16 protein-coding genes and 1 tRNA gene are annotated in these 22,131 nt (G+C 62.5%); all 17 read right to left on the reverse strand.

The annotated features are described in order from the left end of the window. Positions 1 to 57: 57 nt before the first annotated feature. The 17 genes from FA87_RS10330 to FA87_RS10405 all read right to left on the reverse strand — a co-directional run bounded on the left by FA87_RS10330 (position 58) and on the right by FA87_RS10405 (position 22,034). Positions 58 to 5,655, reverse strand: a complete 5,598-nt coding sequence (locus tag FA87_RS10330; protein ID WP_052191290.1) for a DUF3320 domain-containing protein — start codon at positions 5,653 to 5,655, stop codon at positions 58 to 60. Positions 5,656 to 5,735: 80 nt separating this feature from the next. Next, positions 5,736 to 7,547 (reverse strand): DNA recombination protein RmuC, encoded by a 1,812-nt coding sequence (gene rmuC / locus FA87_RS10335; RefSeq protein ID WP_052191291.1) that lies wholly within the window; start codon positions 7,545 to 7,547, stop codon positions 5,736 to 5,738. A gap of 423 nt (positions 7,548 to 7,970) precedes the next feature. Then, positions 7,971 to 9,095, reverse strand: coding sequence for a hypothetical protein (locus FA87_RS10340; RefSeq protein ID WP_043694402.1), 1,125 nt, complete (start codon positions 9,093 to 9,095; stop codon positions 7,971 to 7,973). A gap of 283 nt (positions 9,096 to 9,378) precedes the next feature. After that, entirely contained in the window at positions 9,379 to 9,612 is a 234-nt protein-coding gene (locus FA87_RS10345; RefSeq protein WP_043694403.1) for a hypothetical protein, read from the reverse strand. A 15-nt stretch (positions 9,613 to 9,627) separates the two neighbouring features. Next, the gene (locus tag FA87_RS10350; RefSeq protein ID WP_156128531.1) at positions 9,628 to 9,975 is read right to left on the reverse strand and encodes a hypothetical protein; all 348 of its coding nucleotides are present in this window, start codon (positions 9,973 to 9,975) and stop codon (positions 9,628 to 9,630) included. A 132-nt stretch (positions 9,976 to 10,107) separates the two neighbouring features. Further along, a complete protein-coding gene (locus FA87_RS10355; RefSeq protein WP_043694405.1) occupies positions 10,108 to 11,973 on the reverse strand; it encodes a UvrD-helicase domain-containing protein in 1,866 nt (621 codons plus the stop codon). Then, complete coding sequence (locus FA87_RS10360) at positions 11,966 to 14,281, reverse strand: AAA family ATPase (RefSeq protein WP_239709059.1); 2,316 nt, start codon at positions 14,279 to 14,281, stop codon at positions 11,966 to 11,968. The genes FA87_RS10355 and FA87_RS10360 overlap by 8 nt, the downstream gene beginning before the upstream one ends. Then, positions 14,278 to 14,601 carry an integrase core domain-containing protein gene (locus FA87_RS21305; protein WP_275041273.1) on the reverse strand — a complete coding sequence of 108 codons (324 nt, stop codon included), beginning with the start codon at positions 14,599 to 14,601 and terminating at the stop codon, positions 14,278 to 14,280. Before FA87_RS21305 ends, FA87_RS10360 begins: the two co-directional genes overlap by 4 nt. Before the next feature lie 122 nt (positions 14,602 to 14,723). Continuing rightward, on the reverse strand, positions 14,724 to 16,472 hold the full coding sequence (locus FA87_RS10365) for an ATP-binding protein (RefSeq protein WP_043694406.1): 1,749 nt from the start codon (positions 16,470 to 16,472) through the stop codon (positions 14,724 to 14,726). Positions 16,473 to 16,756: 284 nt separating this feature from the next. Beyond that, positions 16,757 to 17,656: an Abi family protein gene (locus tag FA87_RS10370; RefSeq protein WP_043694407.1), complete on the reverse strand. Its 900-nt coding sequence runs from the start codon at positions 17,654 to 17,656 to the stop codon at positions 16,757 to 16,759. Between the two features lie 174 nt (positions 17,657 to 17,830). Then, positions 17,831 to 17,920 (reverse strand) — tRNA-Ser (locus FA87_RS10375). Between the two features lie 73 nt (positions 17,921 to 17,993). Next, entirely contained in the window at positions 17,994 to 19,274 is a 1,281-nt protein-coding gene (gene serS / locus FA87_RS10380; RefSeq protein WP_043694410.1) for a serine--tRNA ligase, read from the reverse strand. Positions 19,275 to 19,433: 159 nt separating this feature from the next. Continuing rightward, positions 19,434 to 19,934 carry a ferritin-like domain-containing protein gene (locus tag FA87_RS10385; RefSeq protein WP_036112688.1) on the reverse strand — a complete coding sequence of 167 codons (501 nt, stop codon included), beginning with the start codon at positions 19,932 to 19,934 and terminating at the stop codon, positions 19,434 to 19,436. Between the two features lie 141 nt (positions 19,935 to 20,075). Continuing rightward, entirely contained in the window at positions 20,076 to 20,960 is an 885-nt protein-coding gene (locus tag FA87_RS10390; protein WP_043694413.1) for an MBL fold metallo-hydrolase, read from the reverse strand. 3 nt (positions 20,961 to 20,963) lie between these two features. Then, entirely contained in the window at positions 20,964 to 21,290 is a 327-nt protein-coding gene (locus FA87_RS10395; protein WP_036112685.1) for a hypothetical protein, read from the reverse strand. Next, positions 21,287 to 21,616, reverse strand: coding sequence for a hypothetical protein (locus FA87_RS10400; RefSeq protein WP_043694416.1), 330 nt, complete (start codon positions 21,614 to 21,616; stop codon positions 21,287 to 21,289). Before FA87_RS10400 ends, FA87_RS10395 begins: the two co-directional genes overlap by 4 nt. Before the next feature lie 19 nt (positions 21,617 to 21,635). Next, on the reverse strand, positions 21,636 to 22,034 hold the full coding sequence (locus FA87_RS10405) for a hypothetical protein (protein WP_043694417.1): 399 nt from the start codon (positions 22,032 to 22,034) through the stop codon (positions 21,636 to 21,638). Positions 22,035 to 22,131: the final 97 nt, after the last annotated feature.

Here is a 22,131-nt window from a genome sequence, read left to right on the forward strand (position 1 = left end):
TTCACCGAGGGGTCGTGCGGCCATTCGCACGGCCGACACTCCCCACCTAATCCACCATCACGCCTGCGAAACGGCACGGACCGTCAGCAGCCCCGCATCCTCCATCAGACGTCCACCGGAGACTGCGCGGTCGACGACCCCACCGATGCGCTCGCGCACCTGACCGGATATCGCCCGGATGCCAATGGCACGGGCAACACGCTCAGTAACCTGGTCGCGGCTCGCACCAAAGTTGCGCTCGACGACGACGAGCACGGCTTCGATGAGCTCCGCCTCGGGCAGGTACTCGGCCTTTCGAAGGGCCAGGGACGTGACCCCGGAGCGGTCCCGGGGAACGACCGGTGCGCCGGGCATGGCAAGCCAGACGCCGTCCTGGACGACGTAGTTTTGCCGGACAGCCACATCGATGGCTTTCTCCACCGCTTCCTGGATGCGGCTGCCGGCACGCCGGGCGCCCCAGGCGTCGCGGATGCGGGAGACCACTTCGTCGGTGTGCACCGGTCCTTCCGTGCGGACGACCTCCACTGCGAGCTGGGTGAGGATGCCGGTCGGGGTCTCGTGGATGTCTTCTGTCCGATGGGTCGGGCGCTGCGGGGTTGCCTCGATGTAAGGGTCGAAGGCGAAGTCACCGTCCTCGGCCCTCTCTTCGCGCTCAATGGCGGCGGCGAGGTCCGCCTGTTCCCGAGACAACGTTTCCTCAGCGACCCGTTCATCGAACGCGGTGCGTGCCGCATCAATCTGCCGGCAGACGAGGTCGAGCTGCTCCTGGGGACGCTGGAACCAATCGGTACTCCAGATGCGGTGTAGGTTCCAGCCGTGGTCTTCGAGCACCTGTTGGCGGAGACGGTCGCGGTCGCGTGCCGACTGAGCGCTGTGGTACGAGGCGCCGTCGCATTCGATGCCAAGGAGGAAGCGGCCGGGCCGCTCCGGGTCGGTCACCGCCAGGTCAATGAAGAACCCGGCAAGACCCACCTGCCGCTGGACCGTGTAGCCGCGGGCCTCGAGGGCGGTTGCGACCTGCTCTTCGAACACGGAATCAAAGTCGCGGCCAGAGACCGCGGCCGTGTCCAGTTTTCCCGTGCGCGCATAGCGGAGAAAGATGCGGAAGGCCTCGATGCCCTTCCGGCTTGCCGAGAACCCGGCATCAATGTCCTCATCGGTCATCGACGAAAACACCTCGCAGCGTTGCTTGGCACGGCTGATGAGCACGTTGAGACGACGCTCGCCGCCTTCGTTGTTCAAGGGGCCAAACCGCATGGGCACCTTGCCGCCGGGCACCGTCGGGCCATAGCCGACCGAAATGAAGATGACATCGCGCTCGTCGCCTTGGACGTTTTCGAGGTTCTTGATGAAGAACGGCTCGCTGTTTCGCCGGTTGAAGAACGCTTCGACCTCCGGGGGGAGCGAACGACGCAGAAGTTCGAGTTCGTCGAAGATGGCGCGGCTCTGGGTTGCCGAGAACGCAGCGACGCCGAGGGACAATTTCGGGTGCATGCGCGCATGTTCGACAATCGCCTCGGCGACAACCTTGGCTTCGGGCGTGTTGACGCTCTTGACCGGTGAGCCGAAGACACCGTCCCGCACGTAGTGGAAGCGCAACCCGCGCCCGCCTTCCTGCGTCCAGGGACTTGGCACGATAAAGAGCTTGTTTTCGTAAAACTGCCTGTTGCTCACCGCAATGAGCGACTGGTGGCGGCTGCGGTAATGCCAGCGGAGCATGCGCATCGGCAGGCCGCGAGCGGTAAACAGACCGAGGATGCTTTCAACGTCGCTGACCTTGGTCGGCTCGTCCTCATCAATCTCCTCGTCACCGCTGGTCAGCTTGGAAAAGAAACTGGTCGGCGGCAGCTGGCGGGGGTCACCGACGACCACGACCTGCTTTGCACGGGCCACGGCACCCAGGGCATCGACCGGTTGAATCTGGCTCGCCTCGTCCATAACGAGCAGGTCGAATTCGAGCGCACCAGGCGGCAGAAACTGGGCGACCGACAGCGGGCTCATCATGAAGACGGGCTTCAACGCCGTCAGTGCCGGAGCGGCCTTCTCCACCAGCTTCCGCAAGGCCATGTGGCCCTTCTTCTTCTGGATTTCCCCGCGGAGCACGCCGAGCGGTCCAATCGAGCCGCTGTCCCGACGCGGAACGTTCCGGTGATGGGCCTGGACGACTTCACCGGCAGCGGCGGCAATGCGCTGGCGGTCAAGTTCGGCGAACTCCCGGACAACGTGACCATGGGCGACACCATCGAACCGGCCAAGGGCTGGCTCGGCCTTGAGGATGCGCCGGTACTGGCCTTCGAAGTAGGCAAACTCGAACGCAGCGACGGCGTCCTTGGTCGACAGCCGCCCATCGGCGAGACGGGCGACAACGTCGGCACAGCCGTCACGGGTCGCCTGTGCCGCGCGGTCGCGGTAGGTGACCCAGCGGTGCAGTTCTTCCTGCTCGCTCACCCAGCGGGACAAGCGCCACGCCATGGTGTCGAGATGCACTTCATGGATGGCCAGTGCACCGACGCTCGCCGACAGATCGAGGGCGAGCTCTTCGGCGACGGCACGGAACGAGGCCGTCAGATTGACGACCTGGCCATCGAGGATGCGAGCGCGATGGACGAGCCTGTCGCGTTCACCCACTCGGCCGGCCAGGGCGCGGATGTCGGGGTTGGCCTTGAGCCAGCCGGCCGATTCGCTCAACGCAATCCAGTCGCTTTCCTCCCCCATCCAGGCCGAGCCGAAGAGCGAGCGGCCGAGCGTGTCGCCGTCTTTCAACGCCTGTCGGGCTTCCCGTCCGGCGTCGAGCCGGTCGAAGACGGTACGGACCGATACGGCAGTGGTCGGCGCGTGGAGCAACGACCGGCCCGCGACCGCCCAGGCGTTCGTGTGACGTACGGCGAGCTGCAACAGCGATTCCAGGTCAACCTGCTCGGGGCCTGCCGCATCCCCGAACATCCGGGATGCGCGGGTGAGGAAGTCGGTGTGGACCCCGGAAAGATCGGGGGCGAGTTGCGAGAGCAACATACTCAGGTGTTTGGACCGCTGGGCGACATCGTCCTTTTCCGGACCGCGGGAGGCGATGAGGCGCGGTTCAGCGCCGAGGCCACGCAAGGAGCGCATCCATTCGACAAGGGCGACCAGCGGGGCGGAAACCGAGCGCTCGCCCTGCCAGTCGGCGCCGAAGGCCGCGCGGGCGAAGCTGTCTTCATTGCGCAGGACCCGCCGTGCTTCCTGCCCGCGTGTCAGGGTGTCGAGGGTGGCAAGCGTTACCTGCAGGGGCTGGGCGGGATTGGTGAGCACCGAACGCAGAAGCTTGTTGGCCGCGCGCCACTCTCCGCTGAGAAAGCGCAGGACACTGGTGCCCTTGGCCGCAAGGATGATGCGTGCCGGACCCACATCGATGTCCCAGGCGAGCTCCTGGATCTGGCCGGTGAGGGAGGTGCGCACCCCTTCGAGCTCGGCGACCGTGTTGGCAATCCCGCCTGCCCGCTCGACACCGCCTTCCCAGAGTTCGGAGGCAAACGTCTCGGGGCTTGCCGGGGGCGCATTGGCGACGCGCTCGCCAATTTTGGCGAGGCGCCCAAACTCGCCGGCTGTCGGTGCGCAGTCGCGGCCCAAAGCGTGGGAGAGGCCACGGGCCGCCTGAAGAAGGGCCGGGAGTGCATCGCGGACGGCGGCAAGGCGGCGAAGCGCCTCACCATTGAATTCGTCCGGCAATTCGGACAGCGCCTGCTGCGCTTCGCGGGTGTCGTCATCCCAGGCGTTTGAGGTGACCTCGCCAGAGAGGACTTGCCGCAGGGTTGCAAACCGGTGGCCCGTGGCGAGCAGCGTGTCGACTGACGCTTCGTCAGACCAGGCCGCATGCGCCATCGCACCGGCGTCGAGCACCGGGGCCTTGCTGATGCGGTGGGCGAGCTCACTGAGGGGAGCGACATCAGTCAGGCAGCGCGGCGCATCCGTTTCGAGGACCGTTGCCGCCTCACTCATCGTGCCGCGCGCGTGGTCGAGCTGGGCCCGGAGGGCTTCGATGCGGACAACGAGGCGTTCGCGGTCGGTGGGTGCCATCGCTTCGATTGCGACACCAGTGAAAGCGTGGTCGTCGGGCTTGCCGATGATGTCGATGCGGGTGACGAGGTCGGTCAGCAGGGCATGACGCCGCTCGAAGCCGTCCGCGCCCCATGTATCGATGCCGTCGAGCAGAACATCGTTCGGCATGACACCGGCTTGCCGCAGGCGCGCAAGGTGACCCATGACCTGGAAGGGCGAGAGGCTTGATGCGGGGTCGACGGCATGCAGGCGGGCGACGTGGCCGTTGAGTTCATCGCGTGCCTCGGTCAGGCGGGAAATCAGCGTGCCGGTGGGTGCGGACTTTGGCGCACCGAGCTCCCAGGTGCGGCGGAGCTCGTCGAGCACCGAGCGCTTGTTGGCCTTGTTGCTGTGGAGCTCGAGGCAGGCGTCACCCACACCCTTCTCGTCGAGCCGGCGCTTGACGACTTCCAGTGCCGCCATTTTTTCTGCGACGAAGAGGACGGTCTTGCCGTCCTTGATTGCGGAAGCGATGACATTGGCGATGGTCTGGCTCTTGCCCGTGCCGGGAGGCCCCTGGATGACCATGTCGCGACCGCGGCGGACCTCGTGGATGGCGATGGCCTGGGAGCTGTCGCAATCGAGGATGTGGAGCATGTCGGCGGGGGGAATAACCGGGTCAATGTTGGCGCCCTCATCGAGCATGCCCTCCCCGCCCGGGAACCCGTCGGACAAGAGGCCCTTGACCAGGCTGCGGTCCACAATGGTGTTGCCCTTCGGCCACACCGCAGGGTCGAGGTCGCGATACATGAGGAACTTGGCAAACGAGAAAAACCCGACGGTCATCTCGTCCGGCAGCACTTCCCAGTTGGCTTTGTCTGCGACGGTCCTGGCCACATCGGCAAAGTACGCATCGAGATCGAACGTGTCGCTTGCCTCGAATGTCGGCATGCGCAGCTTGTGAACGCGGTCAAGATACGCTTCGAGAGACAGGTTCGAGGCGACATCCTCCGCGCGCGCCTTGAGGCGGAATTTCTCGCCGGCGGTACCACGGTTGAGCTCGACGGGGACAAGGATGAGGGGCGCAAAGCGCACGTTCGACGCGTTGTTCGGGTCGACCCATTTCAAGGCGCCGAGGGAGGCGAAGAGGACATTGACGCCCTGCTCTTCTTCCAGCGTCTTCGAGTTGAGGTAGAGCTCGAGCAGGCGCTTTTGCAGCCCCTTGCCGGTCAGGCGTGTCTGGAGCTTCGTGTCGCTGTGGCGGTTGAGCACGCCCCGCTCGTCGACACTCTCGTCGTCGGGCTGGGCAAGCTGGTCGATTTCATCGCGCTCTTCGACGGGCTCTGCCCCCTCGGCCACTCCTTCACCGTCCGCGTCTCCGATGGCGGCCTTGCCGGGGAGGAAAGTGAACGCCTTGCCTTCGCGGACCAGGAGGCGGTAAACCTCCACGGTCTTCTCGTCGACCACCGCAATGGCCGTTGTCCGGCTTGTCCGCGGCATGTTGAGAAGGCGGTTGCGGGCAGACAAATCGAGGAGTTGTGTGCGGGCCTGCTCGAGCTTCTCGGCGTTGGGAAGCGAGCTCTGGAAAATCGACGCATCCATGGCCGTATCGGTTGAAACGTTGTTGTCGTTGGTGTCCATCATCATGTCCCTGGCGGAGCTTTCCGCCAAAACGGCCCCTTGGAGGCCTGCAAATTCTTATCGACAGGCGCGGGCAAAGCTCAAGGCTCGCCCTCGGGTTCCCCGGCGCCGTCACCATCGGTGAGGAGGGCGGGTGCACCACTGCCTGCCACGGGCAGGAATTCTTCGCGTTTGGAGCGTCTGGGGCGTGCACCCGCGTCGACGAGACGCCTGGCGCGCGCGAGGACTGACTGGGGCGATTCGCGCAAACGTCGCTTTGCATTTTGATAGGCGTCGCTGGTCTGGCGGAGCCTTGTCTCAACGGTTTCGAAGTCATCGAGGAAACCGCTCAGGGAGTCGAGGAGTTTGGCCGCCTCGTCACTGATGACCGTGACCTGTCGCTGGATGCGGTCTCTCACCCACAACCGCTCTACAACACGCAGCATCGCCATGAGGGTGTTTGGGGTGGCAAAGACCACCTTGCGTCCGAACGCCTCCGTCTGGAGGTCCGGATTGATGCCAAGGGCGGCCGACAGTGCACCCTCGATAGGCACGAACAGAATGGTCAAATCCAGTGCGTCACTGCCGATGACCCGCGGGTAGTTCTTCTCGGCAAGCTCCCGCATGTGGGCGCGCAACGCCGCTGCATGGCGGATGAGCGCGTCGTGTCCCTCTTCCGGCGTCTCGGCATTCTGTGCTTCGGTCCAAGCGATGTAATTGAGCTTGGAGTCGACAACGACCTTACGACCATCGGGGAGCTTGACGACGACGTCGGGGTATTTGCGCTGGCCCGTTTCGTCGTCGACGGTGTGGACCTGGGCTTCGTAGTTTGTGCCCTCTTCAAGGCCCGAGCCCTTGAGCACGGTTTCCAAAATCAGCTCGCCCCAGTCACCACGCGCCTTGGCGTTGCCGCGCAGTGCGCGGGTCAGCGCGCCTGCGGCATCGGCCATGTTCTGGTTGAGCCCCTTCAATTCGCCGATGGTGCCCACTAGGGTTGCGTGGTCCTTCGCCTGTTCAGCGCCGAGTTGCTCGACCTTGTCCTGGAACGCGCCAACCTTCTCGGCGAAGGGTTTGAGCGTTGCCTCCATCGAGGTCTTCGACAGCTCTGCCGAAGCGCTGATGCGCTGCTCGAGGACCACGGCCTTTTCGTCGAAGACCTGGCTTGCTGCTTCGGTAAAGGCGCTTTTCATCTGCACCTTTGCCTCGGTCAGGAACGCCTTCGTCTCCACTAGCGCGTCGCGCGCCGCATCCCGCTCCGAGACGGCCGAAGCGTGGCCGGTCTTTGCCAGCTGCAACTCCCCCTGGACGCGCCGCAGGTCGTCCCTTGCCTCATCGCGCTCGCGGGTCAGGGTCGCGGCCTCTCGGGCCACCGCTTCAGCGCTGGCGTCGCTCACCGCAGCCTGCCGGCGTGCCCCGTCGGCGGCCAACCCTGCTGCATCCCGCGCCTCGCGCGTCTTGGTTAGCTCTGAGCGGACGGTCAAAATCTCGGTCTGACGGGCATCACAGGTCGCCTGCGCTGCCGCAAGGTCGGATTGGCGAGATTCCAGGGTGCGGCGAATGTCCGCCAGTATTGCCTCCCGCACGCCCGCCTCTTGCTGCTGCCGGTCAACCGCCTCGCGAGCGGCCTCAGCCATTGCCCGGGCTTCGGCTTCCCTCGCGGCGTGGGCGGTGACCACGCCGAGGAGTTCCTCGACCCGGCGTTCGGCGCGGGTGGCGCGGTCGACGACATCGGGGAGCCTTGCGGCGTCATTGGCCACCGCATCGAGCCTGACCTGAAGAAGGCGTGCGCGGTTCGCCGCCCGCGCCATCAGAATGCTGAGCGCCACGGCGGCGACCGTGGCTCCGACAAGCAGACCCCATCCCCACACCGGCATTGCATCCATTGACCTTCCCCGTGTCCAGACGGTCATCATATCAAGCGTTCCGGGGGGCCTCCAATGTGACGCAAAGCGGCCGCAAGGACATGCTCCATGTCACGCCCCACAACCGCTGCAACCCAATCAAAAAGGCGCTCCGGCGGCTCCGTACGCGGCCTTCCGTTCCTGCCAAATACGCACATGCCACCGGCTGCCAGAACAATTTTTTTTCACGCCGAGGCTTCGATATGCAGCGGGTACGAAGACACGATTGATGGACATGCCGCCAAAAGTTTCGATGACGGTGCCCGCAAAACAAGTCCTGGCGCTTTGTCTTGGCGCTTAATGGTTCAGCAAGTGTCACCGGCTTTTTGTGGCGTACCGGAATGCAGGCAAGGCAAAGTTGGGGGTCGGTGAGACAGGCTTGACGTATTGCGGACCTTTCTCTCAAGGCTGGAAGACGAAGGTCACCGATGCCCATCAGCTTGCACCGGGGCAGCTGTCTATGCGGCGGACCTGGTCTACCGGTATCGAGATGGTTGGCCCACCGATGGCGGTCTTGACGAAATACGCGTCGAGCAACGTGGCAAAAGGGAGTGGCCTGCTTTGGCCAGGCGCTTGGCCAGGTGCTGGAGTGATGTCGACCCAATCTGCAGCGGTGGCCTTGGTTGACGCCACGAGCACGACACAGGAGCGCCCGTCGGGTGCATTGATTGCCAAGGGAAATGCGGCGAGATTGGCGCCGAGGGTCGGGACCAGAAGGGGAAGGACGGCCATGGCAAGTACGGCGACGAGTACCCCGCGCGCCGTCACGCCGCGCCAGCGGACGAGTGCGCCGAGGGCGAAGACGAACTGGGTGGAAAACACGCCGAAGGCGATGCTAGCCGCGTCAATCCACACCATCAGCGCAAGCCACCATGAACTGTTTTCGGTAACGGTCAGAGCAATACGGACGCCATGGGTCACCACCAGCCACTGGATGAGCATCACCCACAGCAGAAATGCATAGAAGCGGAGAGACGGCATGCCCTTAAGCCCGGTGCGGCGTCGGACGGGCGTCAGGGCGAGCATGACTGTCAGAACGGGGAGCACGATGCCGAGGGTCTCAATAACCCAACGGGACACCCCGAAAAACGGCAGCGCGAGATGTGGGATGAGGACGCAGGCGGTAAATGTCGCATTGACGGCCGTCCAGACCCGCGAAAGGCTCCGGGAAGAAAACCAGTGCCAGGGTCGCTCGTTCGGCTCGGCCGGGCCATGGACATCAAGCAGACGGAGACCGTCGGGACCCGATCGCCACCACAACGCCGCCGAGGGCACGAGGGCCATGATGAGACTTGCAGCGAATGTGCCCAAGACGACGCCCGCAAGTGCCGGCAATGCCGCGATGGTCGAGCCGGAGGCAAAGCTCACGGGTATGGCAAAGACATGGCGGAACTCGAACCAATACCCGGTCGCGAGAGCAACGGTGTATGCGGCGAGCGGCGGCCAGACCCTTGCGAGCCACTCCACGAGTGCAGCGCCACCTCCGCCACTGCCCCCCTCCTCTGCCTGCGCCCCGATGGAAACCAGAGCGTCACCGCGCTCCATGCGTTGAATGTCCATGTACTGTCCTACCGATGCTTCTTACTGTATCGGCAGGAGGTACCTGCCCTTGATTCCTGGATCGACGGCATGCAATCCCCTCTGCGGCCGTCCCCGAAGATGCCCTTGCGGTTGTAAAAATGCTCGCCTTTCTCTTTTGACAAAATCGGCATGCTGAGCCCGTCCGGTCCCAAGGCCGAACTGCTCGTCTCCGCCCGGCCGGCTGCTCACGCCACCGACGTTGCCCTTGCACAGCTCACCCTTCGGCCATTGAGTTTCCCGGTGCTTCGCAGGTGCCGCTGACCTACGGCGTCCGACCATCCGGCGCGGGGTACTCGCGGGGCTTGCCCGGAACGATATGGCCCGCACCGAGAGGGTGGTGGCACGCGCCGCACGTGGGCGCCTGCTCGGTCCCGCCGAGACCCTCAAGGGTGGTGACTCCCCAGTTCGCCGAGTACGGCTGGTCATTTTCCTTCGTGTGCGCCGCACCGATGTGGCCACAGTCGCAACGGTAGGTCGTCCAGGTGTGCATGGTCATGGTGCCTTCTCCAGGTCAGATGCGTCCGATGGCGTGCTTTTCCCCGCAGCCAAGGCACGTGCGGTACGGGCCGAAGCGCCCGTCACGCTCACGGCCCACAACGGATGTGCACACAAAACAAACGTCGCCGCGGTTTTGCGTCCAGCGCCAGTACCGGTGCATTTGAAGCCCGTGGATGACCAGCGCGATGGCCCCGGTGCCCAAGGCAATGTTGTCCCCGACGCCGGGGATTGCCGGGCGTCCAGCGGAGGCGAGCGGAAGGCTGCTGATCGTCTCGGCGGCCACGGCCACGAGCATGCCGGCAACGAAGACCAGCACGCTGGGTGCGGCTAGCCTGAAGAACATCCTGGTATGGTTGGTCATGGTTTTCCCACTCTAGCGTCAGGCTGACCTACGATGGTCTCACCGTCTGAGACGCGTCGCGCCGGCCGCCGCTAAAAGTTGGAGTGCCGGGTCGCGAGTTCGTCCCGGCACAGGGCTGGAGGCCAATCTCCGTCAGAGAAGGACAATCTCGTCATCCGTGAACCATTTCTTCCGGATCGCTTCCGCCCGAACAGCCGCAGGGTCGTCGGCATAGATGACAATGGCAAGGCTCTCTTCTGCCCGGCTGCAGGTCACATACAGAAGCCGGCGCGTCTGGGCACGCTGCGAATCGCCACCCCCGGCTTCCTTCTCGGCGTCCCTGTCGACCGCCTTGACGCCGAGGACCTTGTCGTAACTGAACGTAAACCCGTTTGCCTCGTTGTCGCTGATGACGACCAGCACCCGCGGAAACTCGAGGCCCTTGACGCCCTGATGCGTGTCGAAGGGGGACAACCCCCGGGCATAGAGCGCCATCGCGCGAACTTGGGAGAATGGCGCCGTCATGACACGGCGCCACGCGTAAAGCTCCTGCGCCACACGGTCACCGTCCGCACGTGCCTCATCGTCCGGGTCCCCTGCATTCAGGGCGAGGAGCAGAGCCTGCGGCACCTCAAGAAACGCGCTGTCGCGCAAGCCAGCAATGACCTCCTTCAGGACAGGGTCGTGGTCGCGCATCAGCTCGGTCAGCCGTCGTGCGCCCTCACCCGCGGCCCTGATGGCGGCGAGCTGGTCGGCACGCTGGGCAAGCGCCTTGCCGTCAAACAAAGGAGATCGCGTCCGGATGCAGTCGACCAGAGCGAAATCGTCGCCTGAGAGTCCCGCCTCAACAATGGGAAGCACATCATCGACCAGAAAATTGATCGGGCCGAGGACACCGTCGAGGAGTGAGGTTTTCAGTGTCTCGGTCTCGTAGAGCGGGCCGAACACCTCATCGAATCCGAGCCGGCGGGACGCCATGCGGTGCTCAAGTACAAGCGTCTTGCGGTGCTGTGAACCGAGCCCCCATTCCGCGTCGCCGGTAACCTCCGCCATCCTGTGTGCCACTTCCTCTTCGAGCTCCAGCGATTTGGCCGCACCATAGCCGGTGATGAAGAGCCGCGCGTCGCCACCTGGCTTGTCCTGGCGTGCGCGCTGTCGCTGGTCGTCCACCTCGGCACGGATGGTGTTGACGAGACGGACAATGCGTTCGCGCGACCGATGGTTCATCACCTTCGCCGGCCTTGCCCAGTCCTGTGGCACAACCGCCTCGAGCTTCTCGATGCCTTGCATGTAGATGCGCTGCATCGTGTCACCGAGAAGCCCGATGACAAACCGGTCGCCCGCATGGGCCTGGACTGCAAGGAGCGCCTCCATCACGTCCGCATGCGTGTCCTGGCTCTCGTCGATGAGGACAACCGGATAGAGGTCGACGAGAACATCCCGCAGGGGCGCCATGCGCAAGAACGCCCCGGCCATGCCGATGACTTCCTGATGGGTGAGCGACCCTCGCTTTAGCTCCGTGCCTGAGGGACTGTAGTGGAACGACACCATGTCATCGAGCGCGTTGAGGCGCTTTTCCTTCCGCTCGAAGTCGGCCCTGTTTTTCAGGAAGGTCTTGTTTATGCCGCGTGCGCGCTGCATCTTGTCTTGCAGCTCAGCCATTGACTCGGCAATGGAGGCTTTGAGCCACGCCCTGATTTCGTCGTCAAACCCCTGGATGAGGCGCCACGCAAAGCTGTGGATCGTCGACACGTCAATGAGGGGGTCGAACTCGATTCGCCGCAGAATCTCATCACGAGCGGCATTGGTGTACGTGATGACCGCGATGCGCTGGCCGCGGTAGACCAGCCGGTCGCGCTCGCGCCGCCTGAGCTTGCCGAGCGCCTCCACGAGCGAGCGGGTCTTGCCGGAGCCCGCACCGGCGTACATGAAGAAGCTTTGCGGAGCATCGAGGTGCAGACAACGGTCAATGACTTCGTCGACACCATCGTCCACCATGCCGTCGGAAAACTCACTCATGACCGTGTTCCTCCGCGGGCACGGACACCAACAACATCTCATGCTTTTTCTTGATAATCCGCGTTTGCAGCCAGGCGAGGCCCTCTTCGATGTACGAGGGCGGAACGATGTTGTCAAAGTCAGGGGCGTAGAGGACACCGAGCGCGAACTCGGCCTTGTCGCCCACTTCAATGGCCTTGAACAACCCGGCACCCAGCGCCTCGGTGTCTGCCGCTTTCGCTATTTCCCGCGCCACTGCACCAGCCAGCCCCTTCCCTCTCGTTCCTTCAAAGTGCGCAAGATTGGTCCAGACCAGCGCATCCTCGAACGTACCGGGCAGCGCCTCTGCATTTGGTGAACCGGCGGGAACCGATGCGGCTAGTGGTGTCTGGTAGGCCATCCGGATGGCGTAGAGGTCATCGCCGATGATTGTCTTGTCATCCGCAGGCAAATCGAGAAGCACGTCGATGTCGCGTGTCTTCCCGATGGACTTGAGCCAGCTTCGCAACGTGGGGTTGCCCGTAACCTGTGCAGCCTTGCGCGCAACCGGGACGGCCTTCTTGCCACCCAGCGCATCGATGTCCGTGATGACAAGGCATGGAATCCCGAGCGCATCAAGCAAGGGGCGCAAGCGATGCGCATGGCTGCCCCCGACTTCCAGGAGCGTGACGTAGGCCTGGTGGAGTTGCAGGAAACGGTCTTTGATGAAGTGCGGAAGCAAAATGCGCTCGGCGGCGCCCTCGACGAGAATCAGTGCGTCGGCAAAGAACACATCCGCATGCTGGGAGCGAAGGTAGCGACTGACAAACCGTTTCGTGCTCGTATCATCACCGAAGACCGCACCCAGATTACATACCGTCGAGACCGGCACGTGTTTTCCGTGCATGCCCGCCGGAAGTCGCCTGAAGTAGCGAAGCGACGAGTAGGGAAGTTCATGGGTAATGTGGCTGGAATGCGAGCTCACTACCAGTTGGCTCGAAAGTCCGGGGAACTCATTCAACAAGGGATCGTTGGTCAGCACATGGTAGGCATGGCGGACGAAGACCTGCTGCACCTGCGCGTGGAGGTGGGCTTCCGGCTCTTCAATCATCACGAGATGGATGGGCTCGACCGCCACACCGTCTTGCGCAAGCGCTGCCTTGCTCTTCCGCAGCCAGGCGTCCCTGAAACTCATCAGACGAAAAATCATCGAGATGAGGTTCTGGTAACCAAGGCCGTTAGACGTCTCGGGCAACCGAAGGGGAGGCGCGCCGGGCGCACCGCCCACGGAGTCGAGTTCGAAGAGCACCGCCGATTCATGGTTAATGCCATCGGCTGCACTCAGCCGTGTCGCCACATGAATCGTGGGGTCGTTGGCACCCGGATAGCCAAGCGCCTCGACTTCCTGGAACGCTGGCTTGAAACTGTCTGCGAGGCGGACATCGAACGCGAGGCGTGCGGCGTCCATGGCCCTAAGTGCACCAAGGTCAGAGGGGCCCGGTGACTGTTCCGGGTCCAGGTGGCGCTTGTAGTACGCCCGCAACTGCTCGGAGAGCCTGCGACCACTGCGGCCTTCGGACGTGGAATCCTCTCCCTCCGCGCCATCGAGCTCTCCGAAACCCCGCTGGGCATTGATTTCGTGGACGCGGACCAGACCCGTGAGGGGGTTTGCCTGCATCGGCACGGCGGACGGCACCAACGGCTGAAGCATGGCTTCGCGCGTCACCGGGTGTGGCAAAACGAGCTTTGCCGGGTCGAGGCGATACCAGCGCACGTCAAAGTGCGTGCCAAGCTTTCTCGTGAGGAAATCGGTCAGACTTTTAGGCCAGAGCGTCAACGCCGTCTTGTCGTCGTCCTTGGCCGCCTCCGCTTCGAGCGAATGGACCCGTTGACGCTCGGCGCGGAACTCGTTGTAGAGCGCGATAATGTCCTTGGGCTCAAGCCGGAACCGCATGCCAACCAGACCGCTGGTCCAGGTGAAGGACGGGATGAGGTCTTTCACGTAATGGAGCTCGCCGTTTTCGGCTGACAACCACAGGTCAAGTGTTGGCACCATCTCCAGCCACGGGTCAACCAAGGGCGGAGGACTGCCCGCAGGAGCCGCTTCCCAGGCTTCTCCGATGGCATCGATGGTAGGGAAGTGACACAGGGTAAAGTCCAGGAGTCGAAAGGCGCCCTTGTTCGAAACAAGGAAGCGACGCAAGGCGAGCATCGCCGAAGATTTTCCACTGTTGTTGGCGCCCACCAGAAGCGTGGTCTCGTCGGCAAGGTCGACGCGGACCGACTGAAGCTTTCGGAAATTGGCAATTTCTATATGTCGAATTTTCATTTTGTCCTTCCCTGATTTCATTCCGCACCCCTTTTCGGGCGCGCGACGTTGCCAGCGGCGCAAGCCTCCGGCGGAAGACCAAACCCATGAGTCATGGGCCGTTTTGTTCGTTTACTGCCGGTATCAAATCCACCTAACCCACCGTGAGGCACAGTTGACGACGCCCCTGCGCAAGTGTAATGACCCACCACTTCCTGGACAGGTCGGGCCGCTAAAGCATACGCTTGAGCGGGTGTTTTCATCCTCAGCGCCAGATGGGGGCGCTGATGGTTGTAGAAGTCGATCCAGCCGCCAATCGCGCGCATCGCATGGGTCAGGCTTTCGAAGCGATGCCAGTACACGTGTCGCCCCCCCGTAAACTTACTCCAGCCATAACCTGAGGTCTCCGGGCAAACTAATCCTCAAGGAAACCCACGGTGCGCAAGAACAAGTTCACCGAGAGCCAGAGCGTCGCGACGCCACTTCAATTCTCTTTGCGGAGCAACCACGCCACTTGTCTCCGAGCAGTCGCAATGACGTCCTTGAACAGCATAATCGAGGTGTCTTTTTCGATATATTCGCTCGAAGGCAGATCGTTTCCTCTCTTACCACCCAAGAGCAGTACACGAATAGGCTTTCCCGTCACTGCCTTCAATTCATTACGGTAGCCCGTCAGCTGCTGGTAGTCGGCATGCCCAAGGCAATGGCCAGGACGCTTGAATTCAATGAGAAGGTACTCGCCATTGAGATTCTCGTTGAGAAGTAGATCCGGCCTTCTGGACGCCTTCTTGCCAGCGTATTTCTTCCCGAGGTAGTCCTCGACTTGTCGTCTCAGGGTCTGGTTAGAACTGAATAGCGAGTATTCCGGACCAAAGATCCACAAGCTCCTCGCAATGGCAACGTGCATCGAGGCTTCGAGAGTGAGCGGGTCAACGGCCAGTCGCTCGAGCTGATCCAAGAAGATGGACCTCGCTTCGGCCTGCTGAACCAAATGCGCCATGTCCGCCAGCCCGAAGTCAGCGAGCGCATCGGCGATGGTGCCGATCTCACCACGCGACGCATCCGCGATATGCTCCATCAAAGCGCGATAGTCAGAACGCTCCAGAGCTTCCAGTAGAACGAATACTATGGGCTCAAGCTTGGATTTTGGCTCGCCATAAAATCGATCCAGCACACGCTTGATGGCCCGCTCTGCGAACTCGCGTTTGTATTCAGGCAGGTCGGCCAGACGCTCTTTCACCGCCTTCCGCAGGCGAGCTTGGGCGAGCTGCATCTCCCGTCCGTACTCTTCCTCGAAAGCCGTCCGCAGGCGGTCGCGGACGTACGTTTCCACCTCCTGCATCAGCTCGCTATTTTCCAGCACCCCACTCCAGCCGGCCGTAACGTGAGGAGCAAGCCCATCCGCGTCGATTTCGCCAAAGAGTTTATTAAGCAGCTTTTTCGGAAAGTCATCGGTACGGTCCAGCCCGAAGAAACCCGGGTTTCCCACCGCTTTGCCGTCGACGCGTAGCGTGATCCCCGGTTGGCGAAGGCCAGCTTTCCCGTCACTAATGGAGAACCGGAGCCGCACGTTGCCTGCCAATGGGAGCGATCCTGGTTCGTTTCGATAAGTACCTCGCACATCGTCGATCCCCAATTCCTTCCCATTTACGAAAATGGTGAAGTCGTCCTGGCGACCATACTCCTGCAAAAGCACTTGACGCAGCTTGTCAGGATCCGGGTAAGCAAGGCCTTGGTGCAGTTCACTGAGGACGATACTGGTCCCGTGCTCGGCTTCTGGGCAATCCGACACGTTGTGATTGATGGGAAGGCGCTCGATGTCTTCTGCCTCAGAGAGTTCGTCGAGCGTCAACTGGATCCGTGAGCACCGTCCCCTCGCCTTGGTTTCGAGCGACATGACAGATGCGGCCATCAAGCCCGCGAATTTTCCAATCCCCTTTCGCCCTTTAATTAGCCGTTTCTTGCCGACAGTTCGTTCACCCTTGGCAGCGCGGCGATCACGGGCAATGGAAAGATAATGGCGCCTTAGCTCTTCTTCCGTCATGCCATTGCCATCGTCGCCGATGGTGATGGGCTCTTGTGTCATAGGAGTCGGTAAAACGACTCTGACCACGCTTGCGTCTGCATCCCACGCATTGTCCACGAGCTCCTTGACCGCCTTCTCGGTAGACGAATACTCCTGACTCAGCAATGTCGCGATCCGCGAATCGACCTGAAAATGCATCTCGTTCATGGGTTCCCTTATCCTTGATCCCGATTGGCCGCCGAATCCGGCGACTTTTGTAGCATTCACCAAAACCGCCTTTTCCATGTGCTACCGGCGTCTAAACTCGACTAAGGCAAGCAAGCGCCGCGCTCAATGGAGAAACCAGATCAACTACTTCTAGCGAGAAAATATTCCCCCCGAGCTGGCTAGCGAAGGTCCGCGATTTCTCTTTTTAAAGTTCAAGTACGGCCCGCGTATTCCGAGGCACTTCTGCGAATCCAGAATAAGGCCTGAAATACGCGCTAGTACGTCTAAATCCAAAGCGGATGTTGATCCCAGTTGGCGGGCGCGCCCATACTCTGTCGATGGCCCTGGTCTACCAGCAGAAGCCCTATATGATTTGTTACGCTGTCTCGCCAATCGTCCGCGTCCGTTGCGCATGATGCAAGCAACGCCTTGATGACCAGCAAGGCAAAGTACATCCTGTCTACAGGGTAGCTGCCAGCCATATGCTGCCACGCACCACTCTTTGGCCTCATCGGGACAACGCCAAGCACTCGGTTCCACATGCGTCCATGATGAGCCGCAATGTTTCGCAATGCGGCGATGGTGTGAACCCAACTGGCAAAAACGGGCGCAGCGATACCGAAAATGCCTGCAATCGCTTTCTTGTCGGCAGGATGCATTGCTTGGACAAGCTTCGATAGCGATCCAAAGGACATTACCTCGCTGGCCATCCAGATCGGCACCTGCGGATGCGCTGGCTGCGTGTAATTCGCCTTGTAATGAGCGATGAAAGTCTCTCTCGAGCGTCCCACGTCATCTTGCACGGTGCGGATCCAGCTAGCGTGCCAACCGGGATCGTAGGCTACGTTGATCGGATTGCTGTATCCGAAGGCACCGTAGCTGTGCGCCATCTGATAAGTCACGGCCGTTCTAACTGCGACTTCTATGTGGCAAATGGCTTCCATGACCAGAGAACGTAGTACTTGATCAAATTCGTAGAGCTCAACCGCCTGCTCGAACGAGGCCCCCGGCTTGTAGTTGTCACTGCCGGGCAGCCGAAATGGAAACAGGTAGCCCATGAGTCGGTAATAGCCGACGCGCTCAAGGTAGTAGATCGCGCGCGCAGGATCAGCGACATGAAGACCTCGCTGTTGGAGCTGCTGTAACTGCGCGGCGTAGCTGAGAGGCCCCTTCGTGTACTGCACTGTCGCCCTGCTCCCTGCAAGCGCTCAAAAAAAACCCGCCTATTTGCGCGTACAGCGATAGTCGGCTGCATAGGCGTGGCGGGTGTGTTGCGTACAGTATCGGGGAAATTAGTAGCTGTTTCAACAGCTGGCTCATGAACAACTAGCCGCTGGAAGCGTCAAAAATGTCAAATCTGGCGGAGAGAGTGGGATTCGAACCCACGGTAGGCTCACACCTACGGCAGTTTTCAAGACTGCTGCCTTAAACCACTCGGCCATCTCTCCGTATTTTTACCGCACGCCACCGAGGCATTGCACCCCAGCAGCGCCAATTGTACCCGACCAACCCCCGGTCAGGTCACGCAATCGCTTCCAAACCCGCCATATAAGGCCTAAGCACCTCAGGAACCTCAATCGACCCATCCTTCCGCTGGAAATTCTCCATCACAGCGACGAGGGTCCGCCCCACAGCCAACCCCGACCCATTAAGCGTATGCACTAGCTCCGGCTTCCCGGTCGCCGGATTCCGCCACCGGGCCTGCATCCGCCGCGCCTGGAAGTCCGTGCAGTTCGAGCAGCTGCTGATCTCGCGGTACGTGTTCTGCGAAGGCACCCAGACCTCCAGGTCGTACGTCTTCGCCGCCGCGAACCCCATATCGCCCGTGCACAGCTGCACCTTCCGGTATGGCAGACCCAGCTTCTGCAGGACCGTCTCGGCGTGCCCGACCATCTCCTCCAGCTGAGCCATGCTGGTCTCGGCGGTGGCGATCTGCACCATTTCGACCTTCTCGAACTGGTGCTGGCGGATCATGCCGCGGGTGTCGCGGCCGTAGCTGCCGGCTTCGGCGCGGAAGCACATGGAATGGGCGGTCAGGCGCATGGGCAGCTCGTCGGCTTCGACGATGCTCTCGCGGACCAGGTTGGTCAGGGTCACTTCCGAGGTCGGGATGAGGTAGCGCTTCGCGTCGCCGATCTGGGTGGCGAACAGGTCCTCCTCGAACTTCGGCAGCTGGCTGGTGCCTTCCATCGCGGCCGGGTTCACGATCAGCGGCACGTTGTGCTCGAGGTAACCGTGCTGCGTGGTGTGCAGGTCGAGCATGAACTGGGCGAGCGCGCGGTGCAGGTGCGCGAGCTGGCCGCGCAGTACGGTGAAGCGCGCGCCGCTGAGCTTCGAGCCGGCGTCGCCGTCGAGCCAGCCATGGCGGACGCCCAGGTCCACATGGTCCTTAACCTCGAAGTCGAACGCGCGGGCGTGGCCCCAGCGGAGAATCTCGAGGTTGTCGTTCTCGTCCTTGCCGATGGGCACGGACTCGTCCGGCAGGTTGGGCAGGCCGAGCGAGATGTCGGCCAGTTTGGCCTGGACGTCGGCCAGGGCCTGTTCGTTGGCCTTGAGCTTGTCGCCGATGCCGGCGACCTCGGCCATCAGCGGGGCGACGTCTTCACCCTTGCTCTTGGCCTGGCCGATCGCCTTGGAACGCGTATTGCGCAGGTTCTGCAGCTCCTGGGTCTCGGTGGCGAGGGCCTTGCGCTCGGATTCGAGGCGCTCGATCGTGGCGACGTCGAGGTCGAAGTTCCGGGCGGCGCGCAGGCGTTCCGCCGTTTCGGCGAGTTTGCCGCGCAGGAGAGCAGGATCCAGCATGGGTCGGGTTCCGTGGGTGTTCGAACGGAGGATTATCGCAAATTCGGGGGGCCTCATGCCCGCCCGATGCCAGATCCTCGTCGAACCCCGCCACTGGCACCTCAGGAAAGGCGCCAGTGGCCCGTCGATGACACGGGATGTCCGTCCCGTGTCAGGTTATCAGGCGGCCTTCTCAGCCCGCATCTGCTTCGACAACTGCTCGGACAGCAGCGTCAGCTTCTCATCGGCCGCCTTCTCCTCAGCCAGCGTCGCGACGAGCAGCGGCACGGCATCGGTGTAGCCGAGCTGCTTGGCCAGCGCGATGAGGGTGCCGTAAGAGGCGATCTCATAATGCTCTACCTTGTTTCCGCCGCCGATCAGGGCGGCATCGCGCAGCGGACCTTCTTCGACGCCGTCGATCACTTCCTTGCCCTCTTCGACCAGCCCCTCCATCGCGGCGCACTTGATGCGCTTCAGACGGATACCCAGAAGCTCGACGACCTGATCGATGCGCTCGACCTGGCCCTGCGTTTCCTCGAGGTGAGACGTGAATGCTTCTTTGAGCTCCGGAGCCGTCGATGCACGTGCCAGTCGCGGCAGCGACTTGGTGAGCTGCTTCTCGGCGCTGTAGATATCGGACAGCTCGTGGATGAAGAGATCTTCGATGGTTTTGATAGTCATGGCGCTGTCTCCCGGATAAGACTTCCGAAACTAGCGCTATGGATGTTTGCGCGCACCGCAACGCGGGTGAAGAGAGCGAACACCTGAGTGAACGCGGCTCCCGAAAGCTACTTAGGTATCTCCACCCGCTGCCCGCAATGCTTACCAGGCCGAGCCCGGAAACGCATCCAGCGGAATCCGCAGGTAACGCCGACCGTTAGCCTCAGGCTCCGGCAACCGCCCACCGCGCAGGTTTACCTGCAACGCGGGCAACAGCAGCTTCGGCATGGGCAGCACCCTGTCCCGCCCGTGGCGCAACGCGATGAACCCAGCCTCATCGAGGCCGGCCACATGCGTGTTGGTGGCCAGTTGCTCGGCCACTGTACTTTCCCAGCGTGGTTCGCGGCCTCCCGGCTGGTAGTCATGTCCGGTGAACAACCGCGTCTCCGGCGGCAGCGACAGGATCCGCTGGATCGAATGCCACAGCACGCTCGCATCGCCGCCGGGAAAATCCGCCCGCGCACTGCCGCTGTCCGGCATGAACAGCGTATCCGCGACGATCGCCGCGTCGCCGATCACGTACGTCACCGATGGCGCGGTGTGACCCGGCGACGAGATCACGCGGGCCTCCAGCGAGCCGATGGAAAACGTATCGCCCTCGTCGAACAACCGGTCCCAGTAACGCCCGTCCAGCTGATCCAGGGGCAACCCGTAGATCTCGCCCCAGATGCGCTGCACATCCAGTACGCCGGATCCCATCGCCATCGGCGCACCGGTCTTCGACGACACATAGGCCGTGGCCGAGAAATGGTCCGCATGCGGATGCGTGTCGAGAATCCACTCGACCGTGAGCCCCTGCGACGCCACCGCATCGAGCAAGGCGTCGGCGGACGTCGTCGCGACGGAGCCCGACTTCTCGTCGAAGTCGAGCACCGGATCGATGATGGCGCAGTGCTTCGTGACCGGGTCGGCGACGATGTATTGCACCGTGCCCGTCCGCGGCTCCCAGAACCCCTGGACGTGCGGCCTGGATGTGTCGGTGTTCATGGATCACTCCTTGCGTGCGACGCCCTCGCGCTGCAGAGGAGTCCATTGTAGACGACGACCGACCGAGCGCCAGAACGTCGCGCCGAGCATCACGGCGAGGCCGATGTTGACCACGACCTCGCCCGGCCAGACGTTGCCGTAACTGATGTCCTGAAAACCGATCCGGTCCGCCACGATGCCAAGGATGTTCGCAAAGGCACCGGCGGCGATACAGGCGTGACACGTGCGGTTGATGCGCCGCAGACTGAGATCGGTCAGCAGCCAGCAGGCCGAGACCATGATGACCGCACTGCAGGCAAGGTCGGTGTAAAGAAAGAAAAGTGCGTTCACGGATTATCGCCTCCGGCGATACGGTCGATGACGCGGTTGGCCAGTGTTTCACCGCGCGAGTCGATCAGTCGCTGCACGATCATCGTCAGGCGTAAACCGAAACAACCGATGAGAAAAGAGACGCCGGCGTGTACCTCCGCCGGCGAGTCGGGAAGAAAACGCCGCTCCAGCGCGGGCCCCAGGAAGATCGCCATCATCGCCCCGCATACCACCTGGACGACGGCCAGCTTGCGCGATGCCTCGTTGCCAAGCGCCACAGGCAGGATGGCGCCGCCCACGGCCGCCAGCAGCAGCCAGAAACGGGTGAAGAGAACCACGGAATCCATGATGGCGACCTCGCTGTGGTCAGGGGGACGTGACCGGAGCCAGACGGCCGTGCCATGTCGAGCGCGGACCGTCGAAGACCAGATCCAGCTCACGTTTCGGCTCGGCGGCTACCTTGATCCGAAGATCGTGATTCAACACGCCGTCGCAGAACCTGCCGCCGTTGACGGACGGGGCAAAGCGATAAATCAACGTGTCGCCGTCGGCCTTCAGAAATCGGGCCGGCACGTCGCACGACAGCGGCTCGTTGAAATGCAGCCTGATCAGCTGCGGTGCAAACGTAAGCCGCAATGCGACATCGGAGTTTGCCTGCTGGATAAGGCCTTGCCATACCCCCTGGGGCTCGGCGGCGACGGCCAGGGTCGGCAGCGCCGCGATGAGAGCGGCAAGGCTCAGGCACTTCATGGTGTTCAGATGCATCGTGATCTCCTTACATGTTGGGTGGTGGGCTCACGCTACCGAGCAAGCCACACCGCGAAGCCGGCTAAGCCGGCAAGAAACAGAACGTATGGCGCGA

Source organism: Luteibacter sp. 9133 (genome assembly GCF_000800155.1).
GTDB classification, from domain to species: domain Bacteria; phylum Pseudomonadota; class Gammaproteobacteria; order Xanthomonadales; family Rhodanobacteraceae; genus Luteibacter; species Luteibacter mycovicinus.